The following is a 24,772-nucleotide window of genomic DNA, read 5'->3' as shown; positions in this document are numbered from 1 at the left end:
TCAGCCCTTGACGTACGGTATGCCGCTAGCCGCCGGCGGCCGGGACCTGCCCACCAATCCAGCGACGGCGAAGACCGTCAAGGCGTAAGGCAGCATGGCCATGAACTGGCTCGGCACGGGCGATCCGATGATGGTGATGACGCTCTGGAGGTTGTCCGCGAAACCGAAAAGCAACGCGGCCAGGAAGGCGCCGATCGGGTTCCAGCGCCCGAAGATCAGCGCCGCCAGGGCGATGTACCCGCGGCCCCCGGACATGTCCTTGCTGAACGCGTCCACGGATACCAGCGTGAAGAACGAGCCGCCAATGCCCGCGATCGCACCGCCCATGAGGACGTTCCAGAAACGGGTCCGGTTGACGTTGATGCCCACGGTGTCGGCCGCCTGCGGGTGCTCGCCGACGGCCCGCACGCGCAGTCCCCACTTCGTGTGGAACAAGCCGAGGTAGACCACGATCACGGCGATGTACATCAAATAGCCCACGAGGGACTGGTGGAACAGGATGGGGCCGATGACGGGGATATCGGACAGGAAGGGAATGTCCACCGGAGGCAAGCGCCCAGGCTTGTTGAGCCCATCCGGGTCGGCCGTCAGCAGCGTCGAGAAGAGGAAGCTCGTCAGTCCACTGATGAGGACGTTGAGAACGACGCCGACGATGATCTGGTTGACGAGGTACTTGATGCTGACCACGGCCAGGACCAAGGAAACCAGCGCTCCGGCGACGGCGGCCGCGACCAGCCCGGCGTAGACATTGTGCGTCACCGTGGCAACAACGGCCGCGGAAAACGCTCCCAGGAGGAGCTGCCCTTCAATGGCAATGTTGACCACACCGACGCGTTCGCACAGGACGCCGGAAAGGGATCCGAAGACCAGGGGCACGGCCAAGGTTACGGATCCTGCGATCAGTCCGGCGAGGGAGATCGACGGCTCATCGCCGTTTCCGCCGGCCACGATCCAGACCATGAACCCGATGAGGAACACTGCGGCAAACGTACCGCCCACCCAGCGGGGCGTGGCCTTCTTCGCCTGGGTGAGGTACACCGTGTAGCCGGCCAGGCCCAGGAGAATCACCGAAGCGATCCAGCCAATGGCCGCGGAAGGAAGCGTGATCTTGGAAACCTTCGCCACTCCCAGCGCGGCCAGGCCGAGGACCACCACGGCGGCGACGGTGGACGGGGGCAACCAACCCGGTACCGTTCCTGAACCCGACACTGCGCCTGAACCTGATGCCAGGCCCGAACGACGGCGGACGAACCACAGGTATCCGAGTCCGACGGAAAGCAGGAGGGCGAGGACGAACGTGACCAACGCGGCAACACTCGAGGCGGCTTCATTGGCCGCCTCGGCAATGCCGAAGCCTGCCGATTTCGAATTGGACATGAACCCGAACAGCACGGTTCCCAGGATTGCGAGCAGGGATAGCCCGATTCCGGCCTTCCAGCTCACCAGTTCGGTGGCAGCCGTTTTTCCGGGGCTCGCTGGGGCGCTACCGGCGGGTGTGCCACCGCCGGGCTGAGTTGTGGTGGTGCTCATGCTGTTGCAGCTCCGCTCTCGATTTTTCCGGAGGGGATGGTTCCGGAGCCGGGGCCGCCAGTGGCCTTCTTCTTTTTCCGCGGGTTCAGTCCGAAGATCGCGCGCACCAGCGGCGGTGCCGCAATGAAGAGGACGATCAAGGACTGGATGACCAAAACGATGTCGATGGGGGTCTGGGTCTCAGCCTGCATCGCGACGCCTCCCGCACGGAACGCGCCGAACAGAAGCCCTGCGAAGAAGGTTCCCCACGGCGTCGAACGCCCCAGCAAGGCGACGGTAATGGCATCGAATCCGATGGAGGCCGCGACGCCTCCGGAGAGGTATTTCTCCGTTCCGGATACCTGCGCAATGCCGGCCAGGCCTGCAAGCGCCCCCGCAATCGCCATCACGAGGATCACGGCGCGGGGAACGTTGATTCCAGCGGTGCGTGCCGCGCTCTGGTTGGCGCCCACGGCCCGGAATTCAAAGCCGAGCGTGGAGCGCTTCAGGAGCCACCAGACGAAAACCGTTGCCAGCACTGCCAGGAGGAAGCCGGCATGGAGCCTGAACTGCGGCCCGAGCAACTCCGGGAACAGTGCCGACTGGTCCAGGAAGGGCGAGATCGGGTTGGTCGAACCCTTGCGCTGGAATGCAGGGGTGGTCAGGAGGAACAGGAGCAGGAAGTTCGCGATGTAGTTCAGCATGATGGTCACGATGACCTCATGCGCACCGGTCCGGGCCTTGAGGAGGCCGACGACGCCTCCCCACACCGCGCCGCCGATGAATCCGGCAACGATGACGAGCAGCAAGTGAACCAGGAACGGCAAGTGCCAAGTGAATCCTACGTAGGCGCCGAACAGGGCGCCAAAGATGATTTGGCCTTGCGCACCGATGTTGAACAGTCCCGCGCGGAAGGCCAAGGCCACGCCGAGTCCTGCCAGGATCAGCGGCGTGGACACCGTCAGGGTTTCAGTGATCGGGTACAGCTGGGCTGCGGCGTCGGCCCCGGCCCAGTTGAATATCGAACCCTGGACGAGTGCCACATAGGGCCTGAAGACCTCGGTGAGCATGTCCCCCGGCTGCGCGAAGAAATAGCCTGCCGTTTCAGCCACTTTGGGATTCGTCACGGCCATCAGGATTCCGCCGAGCACAATCGCGAGGATCACGGACAACACCGAGACCATGGCGTTTCCGGTCACGATCTGCCGGAAGACCGAGCCACCGGGGGCGTGGGGGATCTGTCCGCCTTGGCTGGTAGCCGGGATGACTGACGGGGCCATTGCACCGTCTGCCGTGTCCAGCGCGACATCGAGGACGACCTCGTCATTCAAAGTTTCCGGGCGCTCCGGCTCGACCTCGTTTTCCTGTCGAGGGGTGTTGGACTCAGACATGTGTTCCTCCCTCGAGGGTCTTGTGCGCAGTCAGTTCTGCTTCGTGTTCCGGAACGCCTGCCATCATCAAGCCCAGCACATCGCGGGAGGTACCGGCGGGAACGATCCCGACGAGTTTTCCGCGGTAGAGAACGGCGATCCTGTCAGCGAGTTCGAGCACTTCATCGAGCTCCGTGGACACGATCATGACGGGAGTACCGTTGTCACGTTCGGCAATGACCCGCTTGTGCACGAATTCGATGGATCCGACGTCAAGGCCGCGGGTGGGTTGCGATGCGATGAAGAGCCTCAGTGGCCTGGACAGCTCCCTTGCGAGGACCACCTTTTGCTGGTTGCCTCCGGAGAGCGTACCCACCGCGACGTCGATCGACGGCGTCCGCACATCGAACTCTTCGACCTTTTTCTCCGCGTGGGAAGCAATCAAGGCCGGTTTCATGCCGATGCCTTGGGCAAAAGGCGGCTTGTCGTACAGGTCCAGGATCATGTTCTCGGAAATCGAGAACGTGCCTACCAGGCCGTCGATCTTGCGGTCCTCGGGGACGAACCCGACGCCGGCGGATAGGACCTGCTTGACGGTCTTGCCGAGCAGTTCGACGTCGTCGAGGACGATGGACCCGGTGACGTGGGGCTGGACGCCGAGGATGGCTTCCGTGAGCTCCGTCTGGCCGTTTCCTTGGACACCGGCGATGGCAAGCACTTCACCCTTGGCGATGTCGAAGCTCAGCCCGTCCACGACTTGCTGGCCATTGTGGTCGACCACCGTCAGGTCCCGGACCTTGAAGGTTGCCTCGCCCGGTTGGGCGGGCTTCTTTTCCAGGGTCAGGCTGACCGCCCGGCCAACCATCGCCGAAGCGAGTTCCGTCGGGGACGCGGAAGGATCAGCCGAGCCCACCACTTTGCCCCGCCGGATCACCGTGATGATGTCCGAAATTTCCTTGACCTCACGCAGTTTGTGGGAGATGAAGACAATTGATTTTCCTGCGGTCTTGAGCTGCCGGATAATGTCCAGGAGTTCGTCGGTTTCCTGCGGAGTGAGAACCGCGGTCGGTTCGTCGAGAATCAGGACTTCGGCGTCGCGCACGAGCGCCTTGATAATCTCGACCCGCTGCTGCACGCCCACGGGAAGGTCTTCCACGAGGGCATCGGGGTCCACGTGGAATCCGTACTGCTTGGAAATCTCGGAGATCTTGCGGCGGGTTTCGTCCAGGTTCAGGAAACCGGCCGCTTTGGTGGCTTCGTTTCCCAATGCGACGTTTTCGGCGACGGTGAATACCGGAATCAGCATGAAGTGCTGGTGGACCATTCCGATCCCTGCCGCCATGGCATCGCCGGGACCCTTGAAAACGACCGGCTTTCCGTCGACCAGGATTTCGCCGTCACTTGGGTCGTAGAGTCCGTAAAGGACATTCATCAGGGTGGATTTACCGGCGCCGTTTTCGCCCAAGAGGCAATGGACTTGGCCCGGCTCAACCACGAGATCGATGTGGTCATTGGCTACGAGGGATCCGAAGCGCTTCGTGATCCCTTTCAGTTCGAGTTTCAAAACTCCAACCCATCTATAAAGGATGGCTCCTCGTCATCACCGTGCTCCCAGCATAGTGCTCGGCAAAGGAGTGTCGAAGAGCAAATTGAAGGCAACGCAGAACGCGCTGCCCTTCTGCCAAAACTCGGCTGAAGGGCAGCGCGACGCGGTTTAGCCCGGATGATTACTTGGGGCTGGACTTCGATTCGACCTTGACTGCGCCGGAGATGATGTCCTTCTTCAACTGGTCAAGATCGCTCTTCATGTCGGCCGGCACTGCGGAGTCGAGGTCGTGGAACGGGGCAAGCGCCACGCCCCCGTTGTCGAGCGTGCCAACGTAGGGGCTGGGGTCGAACTTGCCGTCCTTGTCGGCCTTGATGACCGTTTCGACGGCGGTCGCCATGGTCTTCTGGACCGAGGTCAGGATGACCGACTTGTAGGCGGGTGCGGTCAGGTAGCCGTCCGAGTCGACCCAGATCAGCTTTGCGTCCGTGCCCTTTGCCTTGGCGTCAAGGATGGCGCTTCCGGCGCCCGCTCCAACCGGACCAGCGACGGGAAGGACCACGTCGGCTCCCTGGTCCAGGAATCCCTGGGTGAGGACCTTGCCCTTGTCGACCTGCTTGAAGTCGCCGACGAACGTTCCGTCCTGCTTGTCCTTGTCCCAGCCAAGCAACTGGACGGACTTGCCCTTCTTCTGGTTGTAGTACTTCACTCCGTCAGAGAAGCCGTCCATGAAGATGCTCACGGTGGGGATATTGAGACCACCGAAGGTGGCAACCTTGCCCGTCTTGGACGTGCCGGCGGCGAGGTACCCGGCCAGGAAGGCGGCCTGGGCCGTGTCATAGACGATCGGCTTGACGTTCTTCGGGAAGGTGGGGTCCGAGTAGTCGATGATGGCGAAGTGGCTGTTCGGGTTCGCCGTCGCAATGTTCTTCGTGGCGTCGCCCAGGAGGAAGCCGACCGTAACCGTCAGCTTGCAGCCTTGCTGGACCATGGAACGAAGGTTTGGGTCGTAGTCCGTGTCGGCCTTGGACTGGACGTGCTTCTCCTGGATGCTCAGGTCCTTGGCTGCCGCCTGAAGGCCCTCGAAGCCTGACTGGTTGAACGACTTGTCATCGAAGCCGCCGGAGTCGGACACCATGCATGCGGTGTAGTCCGACTTGGTGGCGCTGCCCGAGCTCGAAGCAGACGGTGCGCTACCGCAGCCTGCCAGCAAAAGTGCAGCGGCGCCCGCAGTTGCGACGCCCGCAAATGAACCGCGCTTTAGTGTGGCACGCAGTGATTGCTTCAATTTTCCTCCAGGAAGAAAGTGATTGATGCTACGACAGTTGGTCAATGAGTGTCCGTTTCGAAAACTCGAGTCTGAAATTCTGTTTTCACTGATGCTTCGCAGCACTGCGCCTAGGGCGCACTGATGGCACAACTTTAGTGGGATTGAACACACCCGGGTAACACAAAAGCCCAACAACCCGAAGATTGTTGAGCTTTTGTTACCAAGCAGTAGTGGTACTCCCAGCCAACGGTTCTAGGATGCCCGTTCCCAAGCGCGCGAACTGGCAGCAGATGACCCAAAAATCGCCTTTTGCGGGCATCTGCCGCCAGTTCGCGCCGGGAATCCCTCAGGACAGGCGGACCAGCATCTTGCCGGTGTTGGCTCCGTCCAGGAGGTCGATGAAGGCCTGCGGCGCGTTTTCCAGCCCGTCGACGATCGTCTCGTCGTAGCGGACCGTTCCGTCGGCCAGCCATCCGGCCATCCTCCCGGCGAACTCGGCGGCGTGCTGGCGCTGGCCGCCTACGAGGAAGCCACGCAGGGTCAATTGCTTTCCGATAGCCACGGCCAGGTTGCGCGGGCCCGGTGTGGGCTCTGTGGAGTTGTATTGCGAAATGGCGCCGCACATTGCTACGCGTCCGCCCACAGTGAGGACTGCGAGGGCAGCCTCGAGGTGTTCGCCGCCAACGTTGTCGAAGTAGACATCGATGCCCCGCTCCCCCGCCGCCTCATGGAGTTGCTTCGCCACCGGTCCGTCATGGTAGTCGAAGGCCACGTCGAAGCCGAGTTCCAGCAAGCGCGCCACCTTCTCCGGGGAACCGGCGCTGCCGATCACCTTGGAGGCGCCCATGGCTTTGGCGATCTGGCCGACAATCGAGCCTACTGCGCCTGCGGCACCGGAAACGAAGACGACGTCCCCGGCTTTGAACTCGGCCACCTTGAGCAGTCCGGCGTACGCGGTCAGGCCTGTCATGCCGAGCGCCCCGAGGAATGCCGACGTCGGTGCCAGGCCGGCCGGAACCGGCGTCGCGCTTGCCGCATCCACCACGGAATATTCGCGCCAGCCGAGCGGGTGCACGACGACGTCGCCCACCTTGAGAGCCTCGGAACGGGACGCGATCACCTCGCCCACCGCACCGCCGTCGAGCGCTGCGTCGAGCCGGAAAGGTGCCGAATAGGACTTCGCGTCGTTCATGCGGCCGCGCATGTAGGGGTCGACCGACATGAACTCGTTGCGGACCAGGACCTGGCCGTCCTGAAGCTCCGGCAGATCGCTCTCCGCCAGGCGGAAGTTTTCCTTGACAGGGCGTCCTTGCGGGCGGGATGCCAGCCGGATTTCGCGGGTGCTCTTGGGAAGTACCGTGCTCATGCCGCCACCTCCACAAGCTTGATGTCGACGGCGATGTTCCCGCGGGTCGCGTTGGAGTAGGGGCAGATCTGGTGGGCCTTGGCCACGAGTTGCTCCGCTGTTTCCCGGTCGAGGGCGGGCAGCGCGATCTCGAGTTCGGCGGCGAGCCCATACCCTTCGCGGTCCTCCAGGGCTCCGAAGTGGATCTTGGCGGCCACGGCGGAATCACTGAGATCCACGCGGGCCTTGCGTCCCACCATCCTGAGCGCCGAGTGGAAGCATGCCGCGTATCCGGCGGCGAAGAGTTGCTCAGGGTTGGTGCCTTGGCCATTCCCGCCCAGTTCCACCGGGCTGGCGAGAGCGACGTCCAGCTTGCCGTCATTGGTGCGTGCGTTGCCTTCGCGGCCTTCACCGGAGGCAAGCGCCTCGGCTACGTACAGAGTCTTCACTGTGGTTCCTTTTCCTTCTATGGGATGGACGATCAGATGGCTGAGTGGAGGGCGGCCGTAAGCCGGCCCAAGGTGTCGTGAAGCTGAGCAAGCTCGGCGGCGCTCAAGCCCGCGGCGTCGGCGAGCCGTTGCGGAACAGCCCCGGCCCGGGCGCTGAGGTCCCGCCCGGCATCGCTCAGGTGGATTTCGACGCGGCGCTCGTCCTCGGCTGAACGCAGGCGCTCCACGAGGCCCAAAGCTTCAAGCCTCTTGAGCAGCGGCGACAGGGTTCCCGAATCGAGTCCCAGCTCAGCACCCAGTTCCCGGACGCTTCGAGGCTCGTTCTCCCAGAGCACCAGCATCACGAGATACTGCGGATACGTCAGTCCAAGCTCGTCCAGCACCGGCCGGTAGACCGCCGTGGCGGCCTTCGAGGCGGAGTAGAGCGCGAAACAGACCTGGCGGTCGAGGCGGGGGGCTTCACTCATGGGAATAACGATAGCTCACAATTAAATTGTGCACAACTCAATTGACTCCAGTGCGACGCTCGCTCACAAACAAGCCCACCCCCCGGCAACCCCCGCTCACAAACAAGCCCAAACGACAGGATCCTCCTGCAGATAATCCGCAGGAGGATCCCCGGTCTTTCAACCAAGAGTGAGCGAGCGTCCGGCCAAAACCCGGCGTTAGTGAGCGAGCGCCCGCCGATCGACCCCACAAGAGTGAGGGAGCGTCCGGCCAAAACCCGGCGTTAGTGAGCGAGCGTCCGGCCAAAACCCCACGTTAGTGAGCGAGCGTCCGGGTCTTAGAGATCCCGGATGGTTCGCAATGCGGCGGCGGCCAGGACTTGGATTGCGAAGCCGAGGGCACGCTCGTCCACGATGAAGTCACCGCGATGGAGATCGTATTCCTCGCCGCCGGGGGTGTGGGTTCCGAGCCGCATCATGGCACCCGGCAGGTCGGCCAGGAACCAGGCGAAGTCCTCGCCGCCCATGGACTGGGGCGTCAGGACGACGGCGTGCTCGCCGAGTTCCGCGCGGGCCGCGGCCTCGATGAGGGCAGTCTCGTGTTCCGAGTTGACCACGGGAGGGACGCCGCGGGTGTGCTCGAGGTGCACGTCCACCCCGTACGGCGCGGCAACTTGCTGGACCACGTCGTCGAGCAACTCCCCTGCGCTATGCCACGCGTCCCGGTCCAGGCAACGCATAGTGCCGGCCATGTAGCCATTGGCGGGGATGGCGTTGGGCGCGGAACCTGCCGCAATCTGGCCCCACACCACCGAGACCCCGCTGCGCACATCCACGCGACGGGACAGGACGGCCGGCACGTTGACGGCGATCTGGGCCAGCGCGAAGACCAGGTCCTCGGTCAAATGCGGACGGGAAGTGTGGCCGCCACGTCCGGTCAATTCGATTTTGATGGTGTCCGACGCCGAGGTGATGGCGCCGATGCGGGTGCCGATCTTGCCGACGTTGATCCGCGGATCACAGTGCAGCGCAAGAATCCGCGGGACACCCTGGAGCACACCCTGCTCGATGCAGGACAGCGCACCGCCCGGCATGGTTTCCTCCGCTGGCTGGAAGATGATGCGCACCGTGCCGCCCAAGGGGGATTCCTGGTGCATGGCATGCAGTACCAAGGCAATGCCGAGCATGCTGGTGGTGTGGACGTCATGCCCGCACGCGTGGGTGACACCGTGGTTCTTCGACGCGAACGGAAGGCCCGTCTCCTCGATGATGGGGAGGGCGTCGATGTCTCCGCGCAGGGCGGTGGCGATGGGCCCCTCGCCGACGTCGACCGTCAGCCCCGATCCTTCCAGCCGACGGGGTTCAAGGCCGGCCGCCTCGAGCCGTTCAACCAACTTGTCCGTGGTGCGAAATTCCTTGAAGGAAAGTTCGGGGTGCGCATGCAGGTCCCTCCGGAATTCAATGAGTTCCGGCAAGAGATCGTCAAGCCATGGCTTCACCACAGGGGTCGGCTCGGTTTCGGTAGTGAAATTGCGCACCTCACAACTCTAGCCATCCGCACCCTCCGAATAGCGAAAGGGGTCTCTTGGTTACGAACGGCGCCACCGGACAGCGCGGCACGGGAGCTAGAGAACGTCGGTGTCCCCGCTGGCCTTGAGCGCGTCCACCGCACCCTTGACCCGCTGGGCGTGCTCCTTCGTGGTGACAAGCAGCGCGTCCGGCGTATCGACGATCACGACGTCCTTGATTCCGATAAGCGCAATCACGCGCTTGGTGTCGGAGACCACCACGCCGCTGGCGTTCTCAGTGAACACGCGGGCGCCTTCACCGAGGACGGTCACCTCGTCGACGTCGCCGGCGTTGTTGAGGCGACCGATCGCGGCGAAGTCTCCGACGTCGTCCCAGCGGAAAGTACCGGGTACGACGGCGACATCCCCCGCCGCTGCGGCGGGTTCCGCCACGGCATAGTCGATGGCAATCTTCGGCAGCGTGGGCCACACCCGGGCGGTCACTTCATCGCGTTCCGGAGTGTCCCAGGCGTCGGCGATTTCCTGCAGCCCGGCAAACAAGACCGGCTGGTTTGCCTCCAGGTGCTTGAGCATGAGCGCAACCGGGGCGACGAACATACCGGCATTCCAGACGTAGTCGCCGGTCTCAAGGTACTTCTTGGCGATGTCTTCACTCGGCTTCTCGACGAATTCGACCACGGCATGCGCGTTCGGCGCGTTGTCGATATTGAGCAGGTCGCCGGTGCGGATGTAACCGAACCCGGTTGAGGGATGCGTGGGCTTGATGCCGATAGTGACGATTTTTCCGGCAGCCGCAGTGTGGATGGCCTCGCGGACCGTTTCCTGGAAGAGGTTGTCCGGGCTGATGACATGGTCCGCGGCGAAGGAACCCATGATGGTGTCAGGGTCGCGGCGGTGCAGGATGGCGGCGGCGAGGCCGATCGCCGCGCCTGAGTCCTTGGGTTCGCTTTCGAGGACCAGCTCGTCGTCGCCCACTTCGGGAAGCTGGCGGCAGACTGCGGTGCGGTGCGCCACACCCGTAACCACCAGCACGCGGTTGCCCGCAAGCGGCTCGAGGCGGTCGTACGTTGCCCGCAGGAGGGTGCTTCCCGAACCCGTGAGGTCGTGCAGGAATTTGGGCGCAGCAGCACGCGAAAGCGGCCACAGGCGCGTGCCCACTCCGCCGGCCGGAATAACCGCGTGGAAGTGGCGCAATGGCGATTCGAGGCTTGCAGCGTTTTCTATACTCACCGCAACACCATATCGAACATGCGCGCAAGTCCCGCTTTGTGGTCTTCGTCTCACCCTTGTGGCGAAAAGGCCGGAATTCAGGCGAACACCCGCACTCTCGTTACAAGAAGGGGCGCCTAAATTGAATAAGCTGTGAGCGAAGCCTAGATTTAGGCTGAGCTACGAGTGCTCTCGCAGCTGGCGTTTCCCCCGCATGGATCCCGTGCCAGCGCCGCTGTGTTGCAGGAAGGTTTATTCAGTGCCGACAAAACCAGCTGGCACCTTGTACCGCGGCCGTGAAGGCATGTGGTCCTGGGTTGGACACCGCATTACCGGTGTTGTGATCTTTTTCTTCTTGTTGGTCCATGTGCTGGACACCTCATTGGTGCGTGTGTCCCCGGAGGCCTACACGGCCGTTATCGGCGCCTACAAGAACCCCCTCATGGCCCTGGGCGAGACGGGCCTCGTCGCAGCGATCGTTTTCCACGCCTTCAATGGCCTGCGCGTGATCGCCATTGACTTCTGGAAGAAGGGCGCAAAATACCAGCGCCAGATGTTGTGGACCGTTCTGGTATTGTGGCTGGTCGTTTTCGGGGCCTTCGCCATCCGCCACCTGTCCCTCGCACTGGGAGGCCACTAAGCCATGAGTACTGATATTCAGACCCCACGCAGTGGAAAAAACAGTAGCGGGAAGATTGCTCCGCAGTACCGTCGCGGCACCGGTTCCAAGGGGAACTTCGAGATGTTCGCATGGCTGTTCATGCGGCTCTCCGGCGTCGTGCTTGTGGTTCTGATCTTCGGCCACCTCTTCGTGAACCTCTTGGTGGGCGAAGGCATCCACGGCATCGACTTCGGCTTCGTGGCCGGCAAGTGGGCCGACCCGTTCTGGCAGTTCTGGGACCTTGCCATGCTGTGGCTCGCCATGCTGCACGGCACCAACGGTGTCCGCACCATCATCAACGACTACGCCGAGAAGGACGCCACCCGCTTCTGGCTCAAGGTGGTCCTTTACGCGGCTACAGTCGTCATCGTCGTCCTGGGCACACTGGTGATTTTCACTTTCAACCCGTGCCCTGTCGCCAACGGCGTTCAGCTGCCGGGCGGGTTCTGCCCGGCGCCGTAGCGGCTCCGCTGCACCACCGGCTTGCCGGCTGTGCACAATTCGCGGAGCAGGCTCCGCCGACCATCTGACTTAGAGAGAAAGAGCATCTGGTATGCAGGTCCATAAGTACGACGTCGTTATTGTCGGTGCCGGCGGCGCCGGCATGCGCGCCGCGATCGAATCCGGCCAGCGCGCACGCACCGCAGTACTGACCAAGCTCTACCCCACCCGTTCCCACACTGGCGCAGCCCAGGGCGGCATGTGCGCAGCCCTGGCCAACGTCGAAGAGGACAACTGGGAGTGGCACACGTTCGACACCATCAAGGGTGGCGACTACCTGGTTGACCAGGACGCGGCCGAGGTCATGGCGAAGGAAGCCATCGACGCCGTGCTGGACCTGGAAAAGATGGGCTTGCCGTTCAACCGCACGCCCGAAGGCCGCATTGACCAGCGCCGATTCGGTGGCCACACCCGTGACCACGGCAAGGCTCCGGTCCGCCGCGCCTGCTACGCAGCAGACCGCACGGGCCACATGATCCTGCAGACGCTGTACCAAAATTGCGTCAAGCACAACGTTGAGTTCTACAACGAGTACTACGTCCTGGACCTGCTGCTCGTCGAAGAAGACGCAGTGCGCGAGGACGGCACGCCGTACAAGCAGAAGCGCGTTGCCGGCGTGGTCTCCTACGACCTCGCTTCCGGCGAACTGCACGTCTTCCAGGCCAAGTCCGTGGTCTTCGCCTCCGGCGGCGCGGGCAAGGTCTTCAAGACCACCTCCAACGCCCACACCCTGACCGGTGACGGCATGGGCATCGCATTCCGCCGCGGTATCCCGCTGGAAGACATGGAGTTCTTCCAGTTCCACCCGACCGGCCTTGCAGGCCTGGGCATCCTCCTCACCGAAGGTGCACGCGGAGAGGGCGCTATCCTCCGTAACTCGGAGGGTGAACGCTTCATGGAGCGCTACGCCCCCACCATCAAGGACCTCGCGCCCCGTGACATCGTGGCCCGCGCCATGGCCAACGAAGTCCGTGAGGGCCGTGGTTGTGGTCCGAACAAGGACTACGTCCTCCTGGACCTGACCCACCTCGAGCCCGCGCACATCGAGGCCAAGCTGCCGGACATCACCGAGTTCGCCCGCACCTACTTGGGTGTGGAACCGTTCACGGAGCCGGTTCCGGTGTTCCCGACGGCGCACTACGCCATGGGCGGCATCCCCACGAACATCACCACGGAGGTGCTGCAGGACAACGACACGATCGTTCCCGGCCTGTACGCCGCCGGCGAGGTCGCCTGCGTTTCGGTGCACGGCTCCAACCGCCTCGGCACCAACTCGCTCCTCGACATCAACGTCTTCGGAAAGCGCGCCGGCGTGGCTGCTGCGGAATACTCCAAGACTGCGGACTTCGTCGAACTCCCGGAAGATCCCGAGGCACACACCCGCACTATGCTGTCCGGGCTGCTGGACGGCAACGGGACCGAGCGTGTGGCGCAGATCCGCAAGGAACTGCAGGAAACCATGGACACCAACATGCAGGTGTTCCGCACCAAGGAATCCCTGGACCAGGTCCTCAGCGACATCGCCGGGTTCGAGGAGCGCTACAAGAACGTGGTTGTCCAGGACAAGGGCAAGCGCTTCAACCTGGATCTGCTGGAGGCCGTTGAACTCGGCTTCCTCCTCGACATGGCGAAGGTCATGACGGTCGGTGCGCTGCACCGTGAAGAGTCCCGCGGCGGCCACTACCGCGAGGACTTCCCGGACCGCGACGACGAGAAATTCATGAAGCACTCCATGGCTTACAAGGACATCTCGGTCACCACCGAATCGTCAGCCGAATCCGTAGCGGGCATCCGTCTCGAGACCAAGCCCGTTGTCTTTACCCGTTACGAGCCAATGGAGCGTAAGTACTAATGACGACCGAAATGGCTGAGCCGGCCTCCAAGATCGAGCTTCCCGCAGGTATCGGTGGAGGCGGGGAGATCCCCACCTTCAACATCACGCTGCGCGTGCGCCGCTACAACCCTGAGGTCTCGGAAGAGCCCGTATGGCAGGACCACCAGCTGACGATGTACGGCACCGACCGCGTGCTGGACGCCCTGCACAAGGTCAAGTGGGAGATCGACGGTTCGCTGTCCTTCCGCCGCTCCTGTGCCCACGGCATTTGCGGCTCCGATGCCATGCGCATCAACGGCCGCAACCGCCTCGCCTGCAAGACCTTGCTGAAGGACCTGGACACGTCCAAGCCCATCACTGTTGAGCCGATCAAGGGCCTTCCTGTGGAGAAGGACCTGATCGTGGACATGGAGCCGTTCTTCCAGTCCTTCCGCGAGGTCATGCCGTTCCTGATCAACAAGGGCCACGAGCCCACCAAGGAGCGCCTGCAGTCGGTTGAGGACCGTGAGCGCTTCGACGACACCACCAAGTGCATCCTGTGTGCCGCCTGCACGTCGTCCTGCCCCGTGTTCTGGACGGACGGCCAGTACTTCGGCCCCGCAGCCATCGTCAACGCGCACCGCTTCATCTTCGATTCCCGCGACGATGCCGGCGACATGCGCTTGGAGATCCTCAACGACAAGGAAGGCGTGTGGCGCTGCCGCACCACCTTCAACTGCTCGGAGGCTTGCCCGCGTGGCATCCAGGTGACCCAGGCCATCGCCGAAGTCAAGCAGGCCATCCTGGCACGCAAGATCTAGTTTCTGAACCTAAAGTACGACGACGGCGCCGCCCCTTAACAGGGCCCACCAACGCAAGGTTCCCTGCCCGTGGAGCCACCCCGGCGAGGGTCCCAGCCTGAGCTTGCGAAGGCCGGGAGCCGGTGTGGACTTGCGAGGGTAGGGAGTGTTGGGGGATTCGGCGCCGTCGTCGTTTAAAGTGGAAGGCAACACATGACAACGTCCGTTAAAGTCACCTTCGAGGGCACCACCGGGGACATGCTTTCGGGGTTGCTGGACCTGCCTGACGGCCCGGTGCGCGGCTGGGGTGTGTTCTCCCACGGTTTCACCCTGGGGAAGGACAGTCCTGCCGCTGCGCGCATCTGCAAGGGCCTGGCAGCGGCCGGCGTAGGCATGCTCCGCTTCGACAATCTCGGGCTGGGCGGCTCGGGCGGAGAATGGTCGCAGGGATCATTCACGCACAAGGTGGCCGACACCGTACGAGCCGCCGAATTCATGCGGTCCGAAGGCAAGACGATCTCCCTGCTCGTGGGACATTCCTTCGGCGGTGCTGCGGTCCTCGCGGCGGCACGCGATATCCCGGATCTCCGCGCAGTGGCGACGGTCGGCGCGCCGTTCTCGCCCAAGCACGTGGAGCACGTCTTCGATTCGGCGATGGACAAGATCCTCAGCGAAGGAAGCGCCGAGGTGGACCTGGGCGGCAAGCGCGTCGAGATCCGCCGCCACTTCGTGGAGGACCTCCAGAACGCGGACCTCAGCGATTGCATCCGGACGCTGCACAAGCCGCTCATGGTTCTTCACTCCCCCACCGACAACACGGTAGGGATCGACAACGCCAGCACCATTTTCCAGACGGCGCGGCACCCACGTAGCTTCGTATCCCTCGAAGGCAGCGACCATCTCCTGACCGGCAAGGGACAGGCCGCTCGGGTGGCGAAAATCATCTCTGCGTGGGCAGACCAGTACCTCGGCGACTAGCACGAGACTCAGCCCAACTGACTCGCAGTTGTTGTCGTTAAGACGGCGCATAACGACAACAACTGCGAGTCAGTTGGGGCTCTCGCTGCGCCTCAGGAGCCTTTTGCGTGGAACGTGCGCGGCGAAGGGTGTCGTGATCCGAGGGCCGGTTTGGGGTGCCCTTGTGCGCCCGTGTCCGCTTCCCTGATGGCCGCCCACGCGCCGGATACCAAATAGACCTGGCTGACCAGGTTGAACCAAATGAGAAGCCCGATGATGATGGCGAATGAGGCCAGAATGGGATTCCGTCCGGCATTCGCCAGCAGCTCGGTGCTGAAGATCTGGAGGATGGTGGTCCCGATACCGGCGAGCACCGTTCCTTCCAGGAACGCTCGGCGGCGAAGCTTCAGGCGGCCCGCGAAGCGGAACATGATCACCGCCGTCGCCCAGTTGAGGACCAGTGGAACAGCCGTGCGGACGAGCCAGGTAACAGGGCCGGCCACCGCGTCAGCCAAGCCGAGCCGTTCGATGATCCATCCGGCGGCCGTCCCGAATACGAGCGAAACACCGGCGCTGACCACCAGGGCCGCGCCGAGCAGCAGGAGGGTACCGGCGTCGCGGGCCTTCATCAGGAGCGGGTTCTCTTGGACGGGGTCCAGTCCGATAACCCCGCGAAGTCCCTCCCGAATCCCGGCGATCCAGCCGAGCGCGGTAAACACCGTGACGACGGCGGCTATGGCAGCCGTCCAGCCAAGGCCTGTGGGATTCAGGAGATCATGCGGATCTACCAGGCCGTTGCCTCCGTTCGTTTTCAGGAGTCCAGGGGCCGCCGTGGCGACGCTCGAGACAATTGAATCAACCAGTTGGGGCTGTCCGTTGAGGACCAGGCCGGTCACGGCGAATCCCGTTGCCAGCAAGCCTGTTATGGAGAAGAACATCGTGAAGCCTATGCCGGCGCTCAACAACGGACCATGGCGCAGGTTGTAGAGGTTAAACGCGCGCATGGGCCGGAAGTTGCTGAGCCGGGCGAGGGCCAGGTTGATGAAGGCCGGTATTGTGGCGCCTCTATTGCCCGAGCGCCGGGCTTTACCCCATTCGACTTGCCGGTGAATGAGCTGCAGCCTCAGCTGCGCTCCTTCAGTCGGTAGCGGGGGCCTCTCCGCCTGTTGCCGATCGTTGTGCTGTGCTTTCCCGTGATTGGTCTGCGTCGCCGCCAAAGTCGAGCTCTTCCCGTAGCTGCCAGATGCCGTTGTCGTCGTGCTCGTAGAGTCCCATGCTAACCACAGGGAAGGTGGCGGTGTAGTTCTTGAGCACCGTTTCGGCCTCGTCCAGGCTTTCGGGGGCGACGTCGTGGGCAACTGTCACGTGCGGGTGGTAGGGGAAAGGAAGATCGCGTTCCAGCGGGCCGGTCTGCAGTTGTTCGTGCAGGCCCACGCACTCCTCGAAACCGTCTTCTACCTTCAGGAACACCACCGGGGATACCGGACGGAAGGAGCCCGTGCCGGAAATCGTGATCTTGAATGGTGCCTGGCGACGTGCGACGTCGCGAACATGCTCGCGAGTGGCTTCCCAGTCCTGGGCAGGCGTGGTGGTCACGAGGGTGATGTGGGCCGGGATCACTTCCGCCATGGGATCACCGAAGGAAGCACGCCATTGCTGCAGTTCCCGGGCGACATCCTGGGGGAACCCCAGGATGACCCCCACGCACAGGCTCTCCCCGCACGCACTGGCAGGCTGGCGTGCAGCCGTGTCCAGGCGGGCATCAGTGGCCTGGCCGGCTCCCCTTGAAAGGGAGCCGGCCTGGACGCTGAGCTTGCCAGCTGCGCACATGGCTTTAGCGGATTCCTTGTGCTCCGCCGTAAGGCAGGAAGCCCACCTTGGCGTAGACGTCGGCGAGCGTGGCCGAGGCGATCTCGCGGGCTTTGTCCGCCCCGTGGGCCAGGAGCCGGTCGAGTTCGGCCGGATCGGCCAGCAACTCGTTGGCGCGGTCCCGGATTGGACCGAGGTGGGCTGCAACGAGTTCAGCGAGATCGACCTTTAGGTGGCCGTACATCTTGCCTTCGTAGTCCGCGACGATCTTCTCCACCGGCTGGCCGCTGATGGACGAGTAGATGCTCAGCAGGTTGGACACCCCGGGCTTGGCTTCGCGGTCGAAGCGGATTTCCGTCTCGGTGTCCGTGACTGCCGACTTGATGCGTTTGGCCGTGATCTTCGGGTCATCGAGCAGGTTGATCAGGCCGGCCGGCGACTCCGCGGACTTGGACATCTTTGCCGTGGGGTTCTGGAGATCGTAGATCTTGGCCGTTTCCTTCTGAATGAAGGCCTGCGGTACCTGGAACGTCTCGCCGTAGCGGCTGTTGAAACGCTGGGCGAGGTCGCGGCTGAGTTCAATGTGCTGCCGCTGGTCTTCACCTACGGGCACCCCGTGTGGCTGATACAGCAGAATGTCGGCTGCCTGCAGGATCGGGTACGTGAAGAGCCCGACGCTCGCGTGGTCCGAACCGTGTTGCAGGGACTTGTCCTTGAACTGGATCATGCGCGAGGCCTCGCCGAAGCCCGTGATGCAGCCGAGGACCCACGCCAGCTGGGCGTGTTCAGGAACCTGGGACTGGACGAACAGCGTGCACTTGTTGACGTCTACGCCGCCTGCGATGTATTGCGCAGCGGTGACGCGCGTCCGGCGGGCCAGCTCAGCGGGATCCTGCGGCACCGTAATGGCATGCAGGTCCGGGATGAAGAAGATGGCGTCGTACTCGTCCTGCATGCGGACCCAGTTGACCAGGGCACCAAGGTAGTTGCCCAGGTGGAGGGAGTCAGCGGAGGGCTGCATGCCGGAGAGCACACGGTGCTTGGCCCCGGCGGCCAGTTTGGTGGATGTTGCCTTGGCTGCGGCTGCAGCGGGTTCAGTCGTGGTGGAACTGGTCATGAGGAAACTTTCGAAAGCCTAGAGCTGGTAGTCGACTACCAGCGGTGCGTGGTCGGAAAAACGGGTGTCCCACGACGGCGCCCGGTCAACGACGGCCGAAAGTGCGGCTGCCGCGAGTCCAGGAGTGGCCATGTGGTAGTCGATGCGCCAGCCTGTGTCAGTGTCAAAGGCCTTACCGCGCTGGGACCACCAGGTGTAGGGGCCATCGACATTTCCTGCCAGGCCCCTGTGGACATCCCTCCATCCGATCTCGTCGCCGAAGAAGCGGTCGAAGTACGCGCGCTCCTCAGGAAGGAACCCGGCACGCTTGGTGTTGCCCTTCCAATTCTTGATGTCGAGCTCGGTGTGGCCCACGTTGAGGTCGCCGACCACCAGGGCGTGCTCGCTGTGCTTGGCAAGTTCAGGAAGCCTTGTGGTCATGACGTCCAGGAAGCGGTACTTGTCCACCTGCTTGGGTGTGTCCGCTTCGCCCGAGTGCACATAGGCGCTGACGACCGTCAGGGTAGTGTCCTTGCCGCCGCCGTCCCGAACAACGTAGTCCGCCTCGACCCAGCGACCAGTGGTGGCGAAATAGTCGTCGCCGATACCCACGCGGGTGGCCACGGGTTCCTGCCGGGAGGCAATCGCGACGCCGGCGCGGCCCTTTGCCTCGGCTTCGGCGTGGAGGATGTGCCAGCCTTCGCCGATGAGCTGGTGGACCACCTCATCGGGCGCGCGGACTTCCTGCAGACACAGGATGTCGACGTCGCGCGGTTCCAGCCACTCCGCCATGCCCTTCTTGTAGGCGGCACGAATGCCGTTGACGTTGACCGTTGCGATGCGAAGGAAGTCCTTCTTCAATGCCGAGCTCACCCCGCCTACTCTAGTCGATGATGGTGCCCGAGACGGGCTCGTCGCCGCCGGAGGACTTGATCATGTCCCGGGCATTGCTTGATGTGATGGCGATGGTTTCCAAGGCGCGGTTGATGGTGTCCTGGTCGGCGGCGTCGCCCTTGGCGCGCTCGTCCTCCACCACGCGTACTTGCACCTGGACAATCTTGAAAGAGTGGTCCAGTTTGAGGTCCCGCATTTCGTCAGCTTCGCTCCGTTCCGAGACCACCCGGGTGCCACCGTGGTCGGCGCTCGACGACGACGGCGCCCGGCCGGTTGCCGCGTTGAACGCGTTCTGCGCTTCGGTGAGTTTTTCACCGGCCCGCTTGGCGGCCTTCTGGATGCTGAAGACCACGAAAGCGGCGAGCGCGAGCCAGCCGAAGGAGACAACGGCAACGATCCAACCGACGACGTCGTTATGGTTGGCGGCGAAGATCACGGCCACCAGGAAAGCGATGAGCACCACCGTCATGCCCAGTCCACCGATGCGGAAGCCTTTGAAAGGGCTCCTGGCGGAAGCGGACGAGGGAACAGATGACGGGGAGTCGCCGAGGGATCGCATGCACCCATTGTCGCAAACTCCGCACGGCGAACTGCCCGCTTCCACCCCCGGCGAACAGCCCGTGCCGCTATTTCAGGAAGAGCTTGCGCAACCTTCCGGTAGTGAGCGTGATGCCGAGGGCGATCATCACGAGGTAGTAGGCGATATGGACTGCCGTGGCCGGGCTGAAGGAACCAATGCTGATCTGCCGCAGGAGTTCCACGCCATGCCAGAGCGGCATCGCTTGGATGAGCCACTGGATGTATTGCGGATAGACGCTCAACGGGTAGAAGGTAGCGCTGAAAAGAAACATGGGCAGCATGAAGAAGTTGATCCAGTCCATCTGTTGGAAAGTCTTCATGAAGCTGGTGATGCCCATGCCGAAACTCGCGAAGCCAAAAGCGATCAGCACTGAGGCGGGGATGACCAGGACCGCCCATGGCGTGGTGATGAGTCCCATGACGGCCATGACGGCCGTGAACCCCGTGGCGTACAGGAGTCCGCGCAACAGGGCCAGGAAGATCTCCCCGATGGCTACGTCCAATGGTCCGAGCGAGGTGTAGAGCATTCCCTGGTACAGCTTGGCGAAGTTCATCTTGAAGAAGACATTCCACGTGGAGTCATAGACGGCGCCGTTCATGGCGGACACGGCTAGGAGCGCGGGCGCGATGTAGGCCGCATAACTGATTTCCTGGCCGCCCGGTCCCGCCACGGTACCCACAATCGGGCCGAGTCCCACGCCCATCGAAATCAGGTAAAGCACCGGCTCGAAGAACCCGGAAACCAGGATCAACCACGTGCTGCTTTTCGCTGCCATGAGGCCCCGCGACACCACAGCAAGCGCGTTGCGGGAGTACAGCGGGCCGAAGGTACGTTCACGGGCGGCGTCGGTGGCGCTGTGCGGTCCTGTCTGGCCTTCGGCCAGGGCGCTCATGCCCCCATCCTCCGGGCGAACTGGCGCCGCGTGAGCGTCCAACCTGCAGCGGCGGCGCCCACGAGGAACAGGACGTGGGTCAGGGTCAACAAGGGATTCTCCTCGAGTCCATAGGTGAAGACGCGGCCCAGTTGCGTTCCGTGCCACACCGGGGAGATCCAACCGATCCAGCGCACTGCGAGCGGCAGCGAATCCAGTGGGAAGAACGTGCCCGAAAACAGGAACAGCGGTACCACGATGAATCGCTGCACCAACGCGAACTGGCCGGAGTCTTTGGTGATGGTCGAGGCGTAGGCCATGAGTGGCAGCCCGAAGGAGAGCCCGGCCACCGTGGCAACAATCGCCGACACCCAGCCCCACGGACTCGGCGAGGCACCGAACATGGCCACGATGGCGAAGTAGACCAGCGATTGCACGAGGAACTTCAAGGCACTTGCCATGATGTGGCCCGCAGCGATCTGCTGCGGCACCAGCGGGGAGGCGTGCGGGCCATAGAACACGCGACGCCATTTGAAGCCGTCCATGATCGGGTAGGAAAAGTCCCCCGACGCTGTCATGACCGCGGATGAAACCAGCAGCGCCGGCGCGATGAAGGTCAAATAGTTCACTCCGCCAAACACTGCCGCGCTGTTCGCATCCACCAGGCTCGCCAACCCGATGCCCATCGCGAACAGATACGCCACCGGCTGCCCCACGCTGTACAGGAACACGGACCAGCCGTAGCCACGCATCACACGCAGGACCTGCTCGGCGTAGAAGAAAGATCCCCAGCGCTTCGCCCGGCTGGCTGAAACGGCAGGCGAGTGTGCGCTAATCAACGAGGCTCCGTCCGGTGAGCCGGAGGAAGACGTCCTCCAGCGAAGAACGCCGCACCAGCGAGGTCAGGGGACGGAGCCGGCGTGCGGAGACCTGCTCCAGCGCCGATTCGCCGTCGTCCGCATAGATGAGCACCCGGTCCGGAAGCGTCTCGACGCGTTCGCCGACGCCCGCGAGTTCGACGCCGATGGTGGCGTTGCGTTCCGAACCGAAGCGGAGTTCCAGGACCTCCCGCGTGGAATATTCGCGGATCAGGCTGGCCGGCGAGCCTTCGGCCATGATCCGGCCCTTGTCCACCACAATCAGCCGGTCGCAAAGCTGTTCGGCCTCGTCCATGTAGTGCGTGGTGAGGATCAGGGTGACGCCTTGCTCCTTGAGCCTGAACAGCCGGTCCCAGAGGATGTGGCGGGCCTGCGGGTCCAGCCCCGTGGTGGGCTCGTCCAGGAGCAGGATCTTGGGCTCGTTGATGAGCGAGCGCGCAATCGTGAGACGCCGTTTCATGCCGCCGGAGAGGGCATCAACCCTGGACTTGGCCTTGTCCGTCAGCTGGGCGAACTCGAGCAGCTCATCGGCCTTGGGACGCAAGTAGCTCAAGGGCAGGCCGAAGTAGCGGCCGTAGACAATCAGGTTTTCGCGGACCTTCAGTTCCTCGTCGAGGTTGTCCTGCTGTGGCACAACTCCGAGGTGCGCACGGACTTCCGGCCCATGCGTTTCCGGGTCCAGGCCCATGATGCTCAGCTTCCCGGACGTGCGCTGGGAGACTCCGCCGATCATTTTCATGGTGGTCGATTTGCCGGCGCCGTTGGGGCCAAGCAGGCCGAAGGACTCCCCCGCCGGCACCTCGAAGGAGATACCGTCGACGGCGACAAGCTCGCCGTAGCTCTTGGTGAGGTTTTCGGCTGTGATGACTGCGGGTGGGTTCATCTGGAAGCTGGCTGACATGGAGAAAGAGCGGGTGGCTTCATTGTGCACCCCAGCAGACTAGTAGAGCCAAGGAATACGTGAAAGAGGTATTCCGCAATTTTCTGGAGTAACCCCGGAACCACAGCGGGACATTCTGCTGGATCACTCCAAACCTCAGGCCCTGGAACCGCGTGATTCCAAGGCCTGATGGTTTATCCAGACGAGTGATCCAGCAGGATCCGCCGGTTCGTCACTTTGTGGGATGTGCCCGCAGCACTTCCAGGCGTTGGCGGTACTCGGTCTCGTCGATTTCGCCCCGTGCGTAGCGCTCCCTCAGCACGCTTTCAGCACCCTGTGTTGCTGCCCAGTAGTGGTTCCGGCGCCACATCCGGCGGCCGAAAAAGATGAAGAATCCGATCACGAGGATCCAAAACAGCGGGATCAAGAGGAAAAACGGCCAGAAGACGAATCCGTCCCCGGGTCCGTGAACGACGTCGGCGGGCAGCTGGGCGGCCGCGGCGCCGATGGCGGTGCTCAATGATGTCAACATGTCCAGTCCAAACTCTCAACAGGCCGTATCTCGGCTCTGGTTCCAGTCTGGTTTTTGGCCCATCGAAAGACGTCGGCCACCGGGAGTCACTTACGGTTCGCCGCCTACTCCCCCGGGAGACTGCAGGGCAGGGCTAGCTGCTCCAGCCCGGCCGCACCAAGCCGGATTCGTAGGCCAACACCACCAGTTGCGCACGATCCCGGACCAGAAGTTTGGTCATGATCCGTGAAACGTGCGTCTTCGCTGTCAGCGGGGTGATGAACAGCCGCTCGGCGATCTCTGCGTTGTTCAGTCCTTCGCCTACAAGCGCCAGGACTTCCCGTTCTCGCTCGGTGATTTGCTCCAAGGGCACTATCTTCGACGCAGCCTTGCTGTGCAGGGCGAGCTGGGCCATGATGCGGCGCGTCACGGACGGCGAAAGGAGGGCGTCGCCGTCGTGCACTACCCGCACGGCGCGGATCAGTTCCTCCGGTTCGGTGTCCTTGACGAGGAAACCGGCGGCACCCGCGCGCACGGCTTCGGCGATGTATTCGCCCAGCTCGAACGTGGTGAGGATGATGATTCGGGTGTGCGCGAGGCGCGGGTTGGCCAGGATTTCCCGGGTCGCGGCCAGCCCGTCGCCATCCGGCATACGTATGTCCATGAGGACGACGTCGGGAGCCTCACGCTCGGCCAGCCTGACGGCATCCCGCCCAGTACCGGCTTCCGCCACCACTTCCATGTCCGGTTCGGCGTCCAAGAGGGCCCGGAAGCCCGCCCTGATGAGGTTCTGGTCGTCCGCGAGCAGCAAGCGGATCATGGTTGGAGTCCTCCCTCGCGTGGGTTCAGCGGGAGGTTCGCTTCCACGCGCAGTCCGGGTTCCAGCGCCGTCAGCCCAAGGGTGCCGCCGAGGGCCTCGACGCGCTCCCGCATGCCCCTCAGCCCGTTCCCGGCGGGCGCTCCCCGGAGGCCTCCGCCGTCGTCGTCGATACTCACCCGCAGCGCGTTCCCCGCCAATTCCAGAAGTATGACGGCGGACGCCGCGCCGGAGTGCCGGCGGACGTTGCTCAGACCTTCCTGGACGATCCGGTAGGCGGCTTCCTGCTGTGTTGTACCAATTAGACCAGGGCCCACGGAATTTTCGAACCGCACCTCCAGGCCGCCTCGCCGCGCGTCGTCCACGAGTTCCGGGATCCGCACCAGACTTAGCGGCGCCGCGGGACTCAGCGGGGCGTCGTCGCGCAGTACACCGAGGAGCTGACGGACCTCGGCCAACGACTCCTTGCTCGCGGCTTTGATGGCCTCCAGCGCCGGGCGGAGCTTCTCAGGATCGTTCGTGCCTAGGTGGAGCGCCACCGAGGCCTGGACGTTGATCATCGACAGCGAGTGCGCCACAACATCGTGGATATCGCGGGCGAGCGTGAGGCGGTATTCGTCCCGTTCGGCCTGTTTCGCAGCCTCCCGCCGTCGCCGGTATTCGGCCATCCGTTCGCCCCGCCGTCGGAAGCCTTCACCGATCAGGACAAGGATCGCAGCCCAGGCAACACCGGCAGAGGCCCGGACAAGCCCCGTCTCATCTCCGGCGAGGACGGCCATCAGCACGACGGCGGCGGCGGAAATCCCAGCCCCGAGCCAGGCCTGCCAGCGCAGTCCCGCGGCTGCGGTCAGGATGATCGAGAGAGCCAGGGACAGCACAATCGGGCCCCAGGCGTAACCGAGGAGCAAATAGATGGACGTGGCCGCGAGGGTGATCGGCAGCATGACGGCGGGCCGGCGGATCCGGAAAGCCAAGGCCGCGGGGCCCGCCAACAACAGGATGAAGGCGAGCGGGTCCAAGGGACGCAGGCC

Annotated in this window: 25 protein-coding genes; 5 read left to right on the top strand and 20 right to left on the bottom strand. The window is 63.5% G+C overall.

All coding sequences use genetic code 11. The features are described from left to right. From AC1DJW_RS04075 to AC1DJW_RS04035, 9 genes are all read right to left on the bottom strand, one after another. On the bottom strand, positions 1 to 1,530 hold the full coding sequence (locus AC1DJW_RS04075; protein ID WP_390279571.1) for an ABC transporter permease: 1,530 nt from the start codon (positions 1,528 to 1,530) through the stop codon (positions 1 to 3). Then, positions 1,527 to 2,900, bottom strand: coding sequence for an ABC transporter permease (locus AC1DJW_RS04070; protein WP_459340636.1), 1,374 nt, complete (start codon positions 2,898 to 2,900; stop codon positions 1,527 to 1,529). Before AC1DJW_RS04070 ends, AC1DJW_RS04075 begins: the two co-directional genes overlap by 4 nt. Beyond that, complete coding sequence (locus AC1DJW_RS04065; RefSeq protein WP_476900797.1) at positions 2,893 to 4,443, bottom strand: ABC transporter ATP-binding protein; 1,551 nt, start codon at positions 4,441 to 4,443, stop codon at positions 2,893 to 2,895. The genes AC1DJW_RS04070 and AC1DJW_RS04065 overlap by 8 nt, the downstream gene beginning before the upstream one ends. Before the next feature lie 163 nt (positions 4,444 to 4,606). Next, positions 4,607 to 5,713: a BMP family lipoprotein gene (locus AC1DJW_RS04060; RefSeq protein WP_284752450.1), complete on the bottom strand. Its 1,107-nt coding sequence runs from the start codon at positions 5,711 to 5,713 to the stop codon at positions 4,607 to 4,609. 328 nt (positions 5,714 to 6,041) lie between these two features. Continuing rightward, complete coding sequence (locus AC1DJW_RS04055; protein ID WP_459340639.1) at positions 6,042 to 7,061, bottom strand: NADP-dependent oxidoreductase; 1,020 nt, start codon at positions 7,059 to 7,061, stop codon at positions 6,042 to 6,044. Further along, entirely contained in the window at positions 7,058 to 7,489 is a 432-nt protein-coding gene (locus AC1DJW_RS04050; protein WP_390279563.1) for an organic hydroperoxide resistance protein, read from the bottom strand. Before AC1DJW_RS04050 ends, AC1DJW_RS04055 begins: the two co-directional genes overlap by 4 nt. A gap of 32 nt (positions 7,490 to 7,521) precedes the next feature. Further along, positions 7,522 to 7,956 carry a MarR family winged helix-turn-helix transcriptional regulator gene (locus AC1DJW_RS04045; RefSeq protein ID WP_390279561.1) on the bottom strand — a complete coding sequence of 145 codons (435 nt, stop codon included), beginning with the start codon at positions 7,954 to 7,956 and terminating at the stop codon, positions 7,522 to 7,524. A 317-nt stretch (positions 7,957 to 8,273) separates the two neighbouring features. After that, complete coding sequence (locus AC1DJW_RS04040; RefSeq protein WP_236816172.1) at positions 8,274 to 9,473, bottom strand: amidohydrolase; 1,200 nt, start codon at positions 9,471 to 9,473, stop codon at positions 8,274 to 8,276. An 87-nt stretch (positions 9,474 to 9,560) separates the two neighbouring features. After that, entirely contained in the window at positions 9,561 to 10,694 is a 1,134-nt protein-coding gene (locus AC1DJW_RS04035) for a mannose-1-phosphate guanylyltransferase (protein ID WP_476900796.1), read from the bottom strand. A 238-nt stretch (positions 10,695 to 10,932) separates the two neighbouring features. Between AC1DJW_RS04035 and sdhC the strand changes: the two genes are divergently transcribed. The 5 genes from sdhC (at position 10,933) to AC1DJW_RS04010 (ending at position 15,426) form a co-directional block, all read left to right on the top strand. Continuing rightward, entirely contained in the window at positions 10,933 to 11,313 is a 381-nt protein-coding gene (gene sdhC, locus AC1DJW_RS04030) for a succinate dehydrogenase, cytochrome b556 subunit (RefSeq protein ID WP_078105987.1), read from the top strand. 3 nt (positions 11,314 to 11,316) lie between these two features. Further along, on the top strand, positions 11,317 to 11,796 hold the full coding sequence (locus AC1DJW_RS04025) for a succinate dehydrogenase hydrophobic membrane anchor subunit (protein ID WP_476900795.1): 480 nt from the start codon (positions 11,317 to 11,319) through the stop codon (positions 11,794 to 11,796). A gap of 91 nt (positions 11,797 to 11,887) precedes the next feature. Then, positions 11,888 to 13,687, top strand: coding sequence for a succinate dehydrogenase flavoprotein subunit (gene sdhA, locus AC1DJW_RS04020; RefSeq protein ID WP_284751913.1), 1,800 nt, complete (start codon positions 11,888 to 11,890; stop codon positions 13,685 to 13,687). Further along, positions 13,687 to 14,469: a succinate dehydrogenase iron-sulfur subunit gene (locus AC1DJW_RS04015; protein WP_284751912.1), complete on the top strand. Its 783-nt coding sequence runs from the start codon at positions 13,687 to 13,689 to the stop codon at positions 14,467 to 14,469. The genes sdhA and AC1DJW_RS04015 overlap by 1 nt, the downstream gene beginning before the upstream one ends. A 192-nt stretch (positions 14,470 to 14,661) precedes the next feature. Continuing rightward, the gene (locus tag AC1DJW_RS04010) at positions 14,662 to 15,426 is read left to right on the top strand and encodes an alpha/beta hydrolase (protein ID WP_459340640.1); all 765 of its coding nucleotides are present in this window, start codon (positions 14,662 to 14,664) and stop codon (positions 15,424 to 15,426) included. Positions 15,427 to 15,518: 92 nt separating this feature from the next. Here AC1DJW_RS04010 and AC1DJW_RS04005 read toward each other — a convergent pair whose 3' ends face one another. From AC1DJW_RS04005 to AC1DJW_RS03955, 11 genes are all read right to left on the bottom strand, one after another. Beyond that, entirely contained in the window at positions 15,519 to 16,409 is an 891-nt protein-coding gene (locus tag AC1DJW_RS04005; RefSeq protein ID WP_476900794.1) for a YihY/virulence factor BrkB family protein, read from the bottom strand. Between the two features lie 133 nt (positions 16,410 to 16,542). Then, positions 16,543 to 17,235 (bottom strand): 2'-5' RNA ligase family protein, encoded by a 693-nt coding sequence (locus tag AC1DJW_RS04000; RefSeq protein ID WP_390279552.1) that lies wholly within the window; start codon positions 17,233 to 17,235, stop codon positions 16,543 to 16,545. A 4-nt stretch (positions 17,236 to 17,239) separates the two neighbouring features. After that, positions 17,240 to 18,331: a tryptophan--tRNA ligase gene (trpS, locus tag AC1DJW_RS03995; protein WP_241709461.1), complete on the bottom strand. Its 1,092-nt coding sequence runs from the start codon at positions 18,329 to 18,331 to the stop codon at positions 17,240 to 17,242. 18 nt (positions 18,332 to 18,349) lie between these two features. Continuing rightward, on the bottom strand, positions 18,350 to 19,183 hold the full coding sequence (locus tag AC1DJW_RS03990; protein ID WP_284751908.1) for an exodeoxyribonuclease III: 834 nt from the start codon (positions 19,181 to 19,183) through the stop codon (positions 18,350 to 18,352). 10 nt (positions 19,184 to 19,193) lie between these two features. Next, on the bottom strand, positions 19,194 to 19,763 hold the full coding sequence (locus AC1DJW_RS03985; protein ID WP_284751907.1) for a hypothetical protein: 570 nt from the start codon (positions 19,761 to 19,763) through the stop codon (positions 19,194 to 19,196). 67 nt (positions 19,764 to 19,830) lie between these two features. Beyond that, positions 19,831 to 20,676: an ABC transporter permease gene (locus tag AC1DJW_RS03980; protein ID WP_390279549.1), complete on the bottom strand. Its 846-nt coding sequence runs from the start codon at positions 20,674 to 20,676 to the stop codon at positions 19,831 to 19,833. After that, positions 20,673 to 21,494 (bottom strand): ABC transporter permease, encoded by an 822-nt coding sequence (locus AC1DJW_RS03975; RefSeq protein WP_284751905.1) that lies wholly within the window; start codon positions 21,492 to 21,494, stop codon positions 20,673 to 20,675. The genes AC1DJW_RS03980 and AC1DJW_RS03975 overlap by 4 nt, the downstream gene beginning before the upstream one ends. Continuing rightward, complete coding sequence (locus AC1DJW_RS03970) at positions 21,487 to 22,416, bottom strand: ABC transporter ATP-binding protein (protein ID WP_284751920.1); 930 nt, start codon at positions 22,414 to 22,416, stop codon at positions 21,487 to 21,489. Before AC1DJW_RS03970 ends, AC1DJW_RS03975 begins: the two co-directional genes overlap by 8 nt. A 229-nt stretch (positions 22,417 to 22,645) precedes the next feature. Further along, entirely contained in the window at positions 22,646 to 22,945 is a 300-nt protein-coding gene (locus AC1DJW_RS03965) for an SHOCT domain-containing protein (protein WP_390279547.1), read from the bottom strand. Between the two features lie 133 nt (positions 22,946 to 23,078). After that, entirely contained in the window at positions 23,079 to 23,744 is a 666-nt protein-coding gene (locus AC1DJW_RS03960) for a response regulator transcription factor (protein WP_476900793.1), read from the bottom strand. After that, positions 23,741 to 24,760 carry a sensor histidine kinase gene (locus tag AC1DJW_RS03955; RefSeq protein WP_476900792.1) on the bottom strand — a complete coding sequence of 340 codons (1,020 nt, stop codon included), beginning with the start codon at positions 24,758 to 24,760 and terminating at the stop codon, positions 23,741 to 23,743. Before AC1DJW_RS03955 ends, AC1DJW_RS03960 begins: the two co-directional genes overlap by 4 nt. Positions 24,761 to 24,772: the final 12 nt, after the last annotated feature.

This window comes from Arthrobacter sp. 05L417 (genome assembly GCF_056397865.1).
The sequence above is the reverse complement of the archived record's forward strand: the minus strand, read 5'-3'. Positions and strand labels throughout refer to the sequence as shown.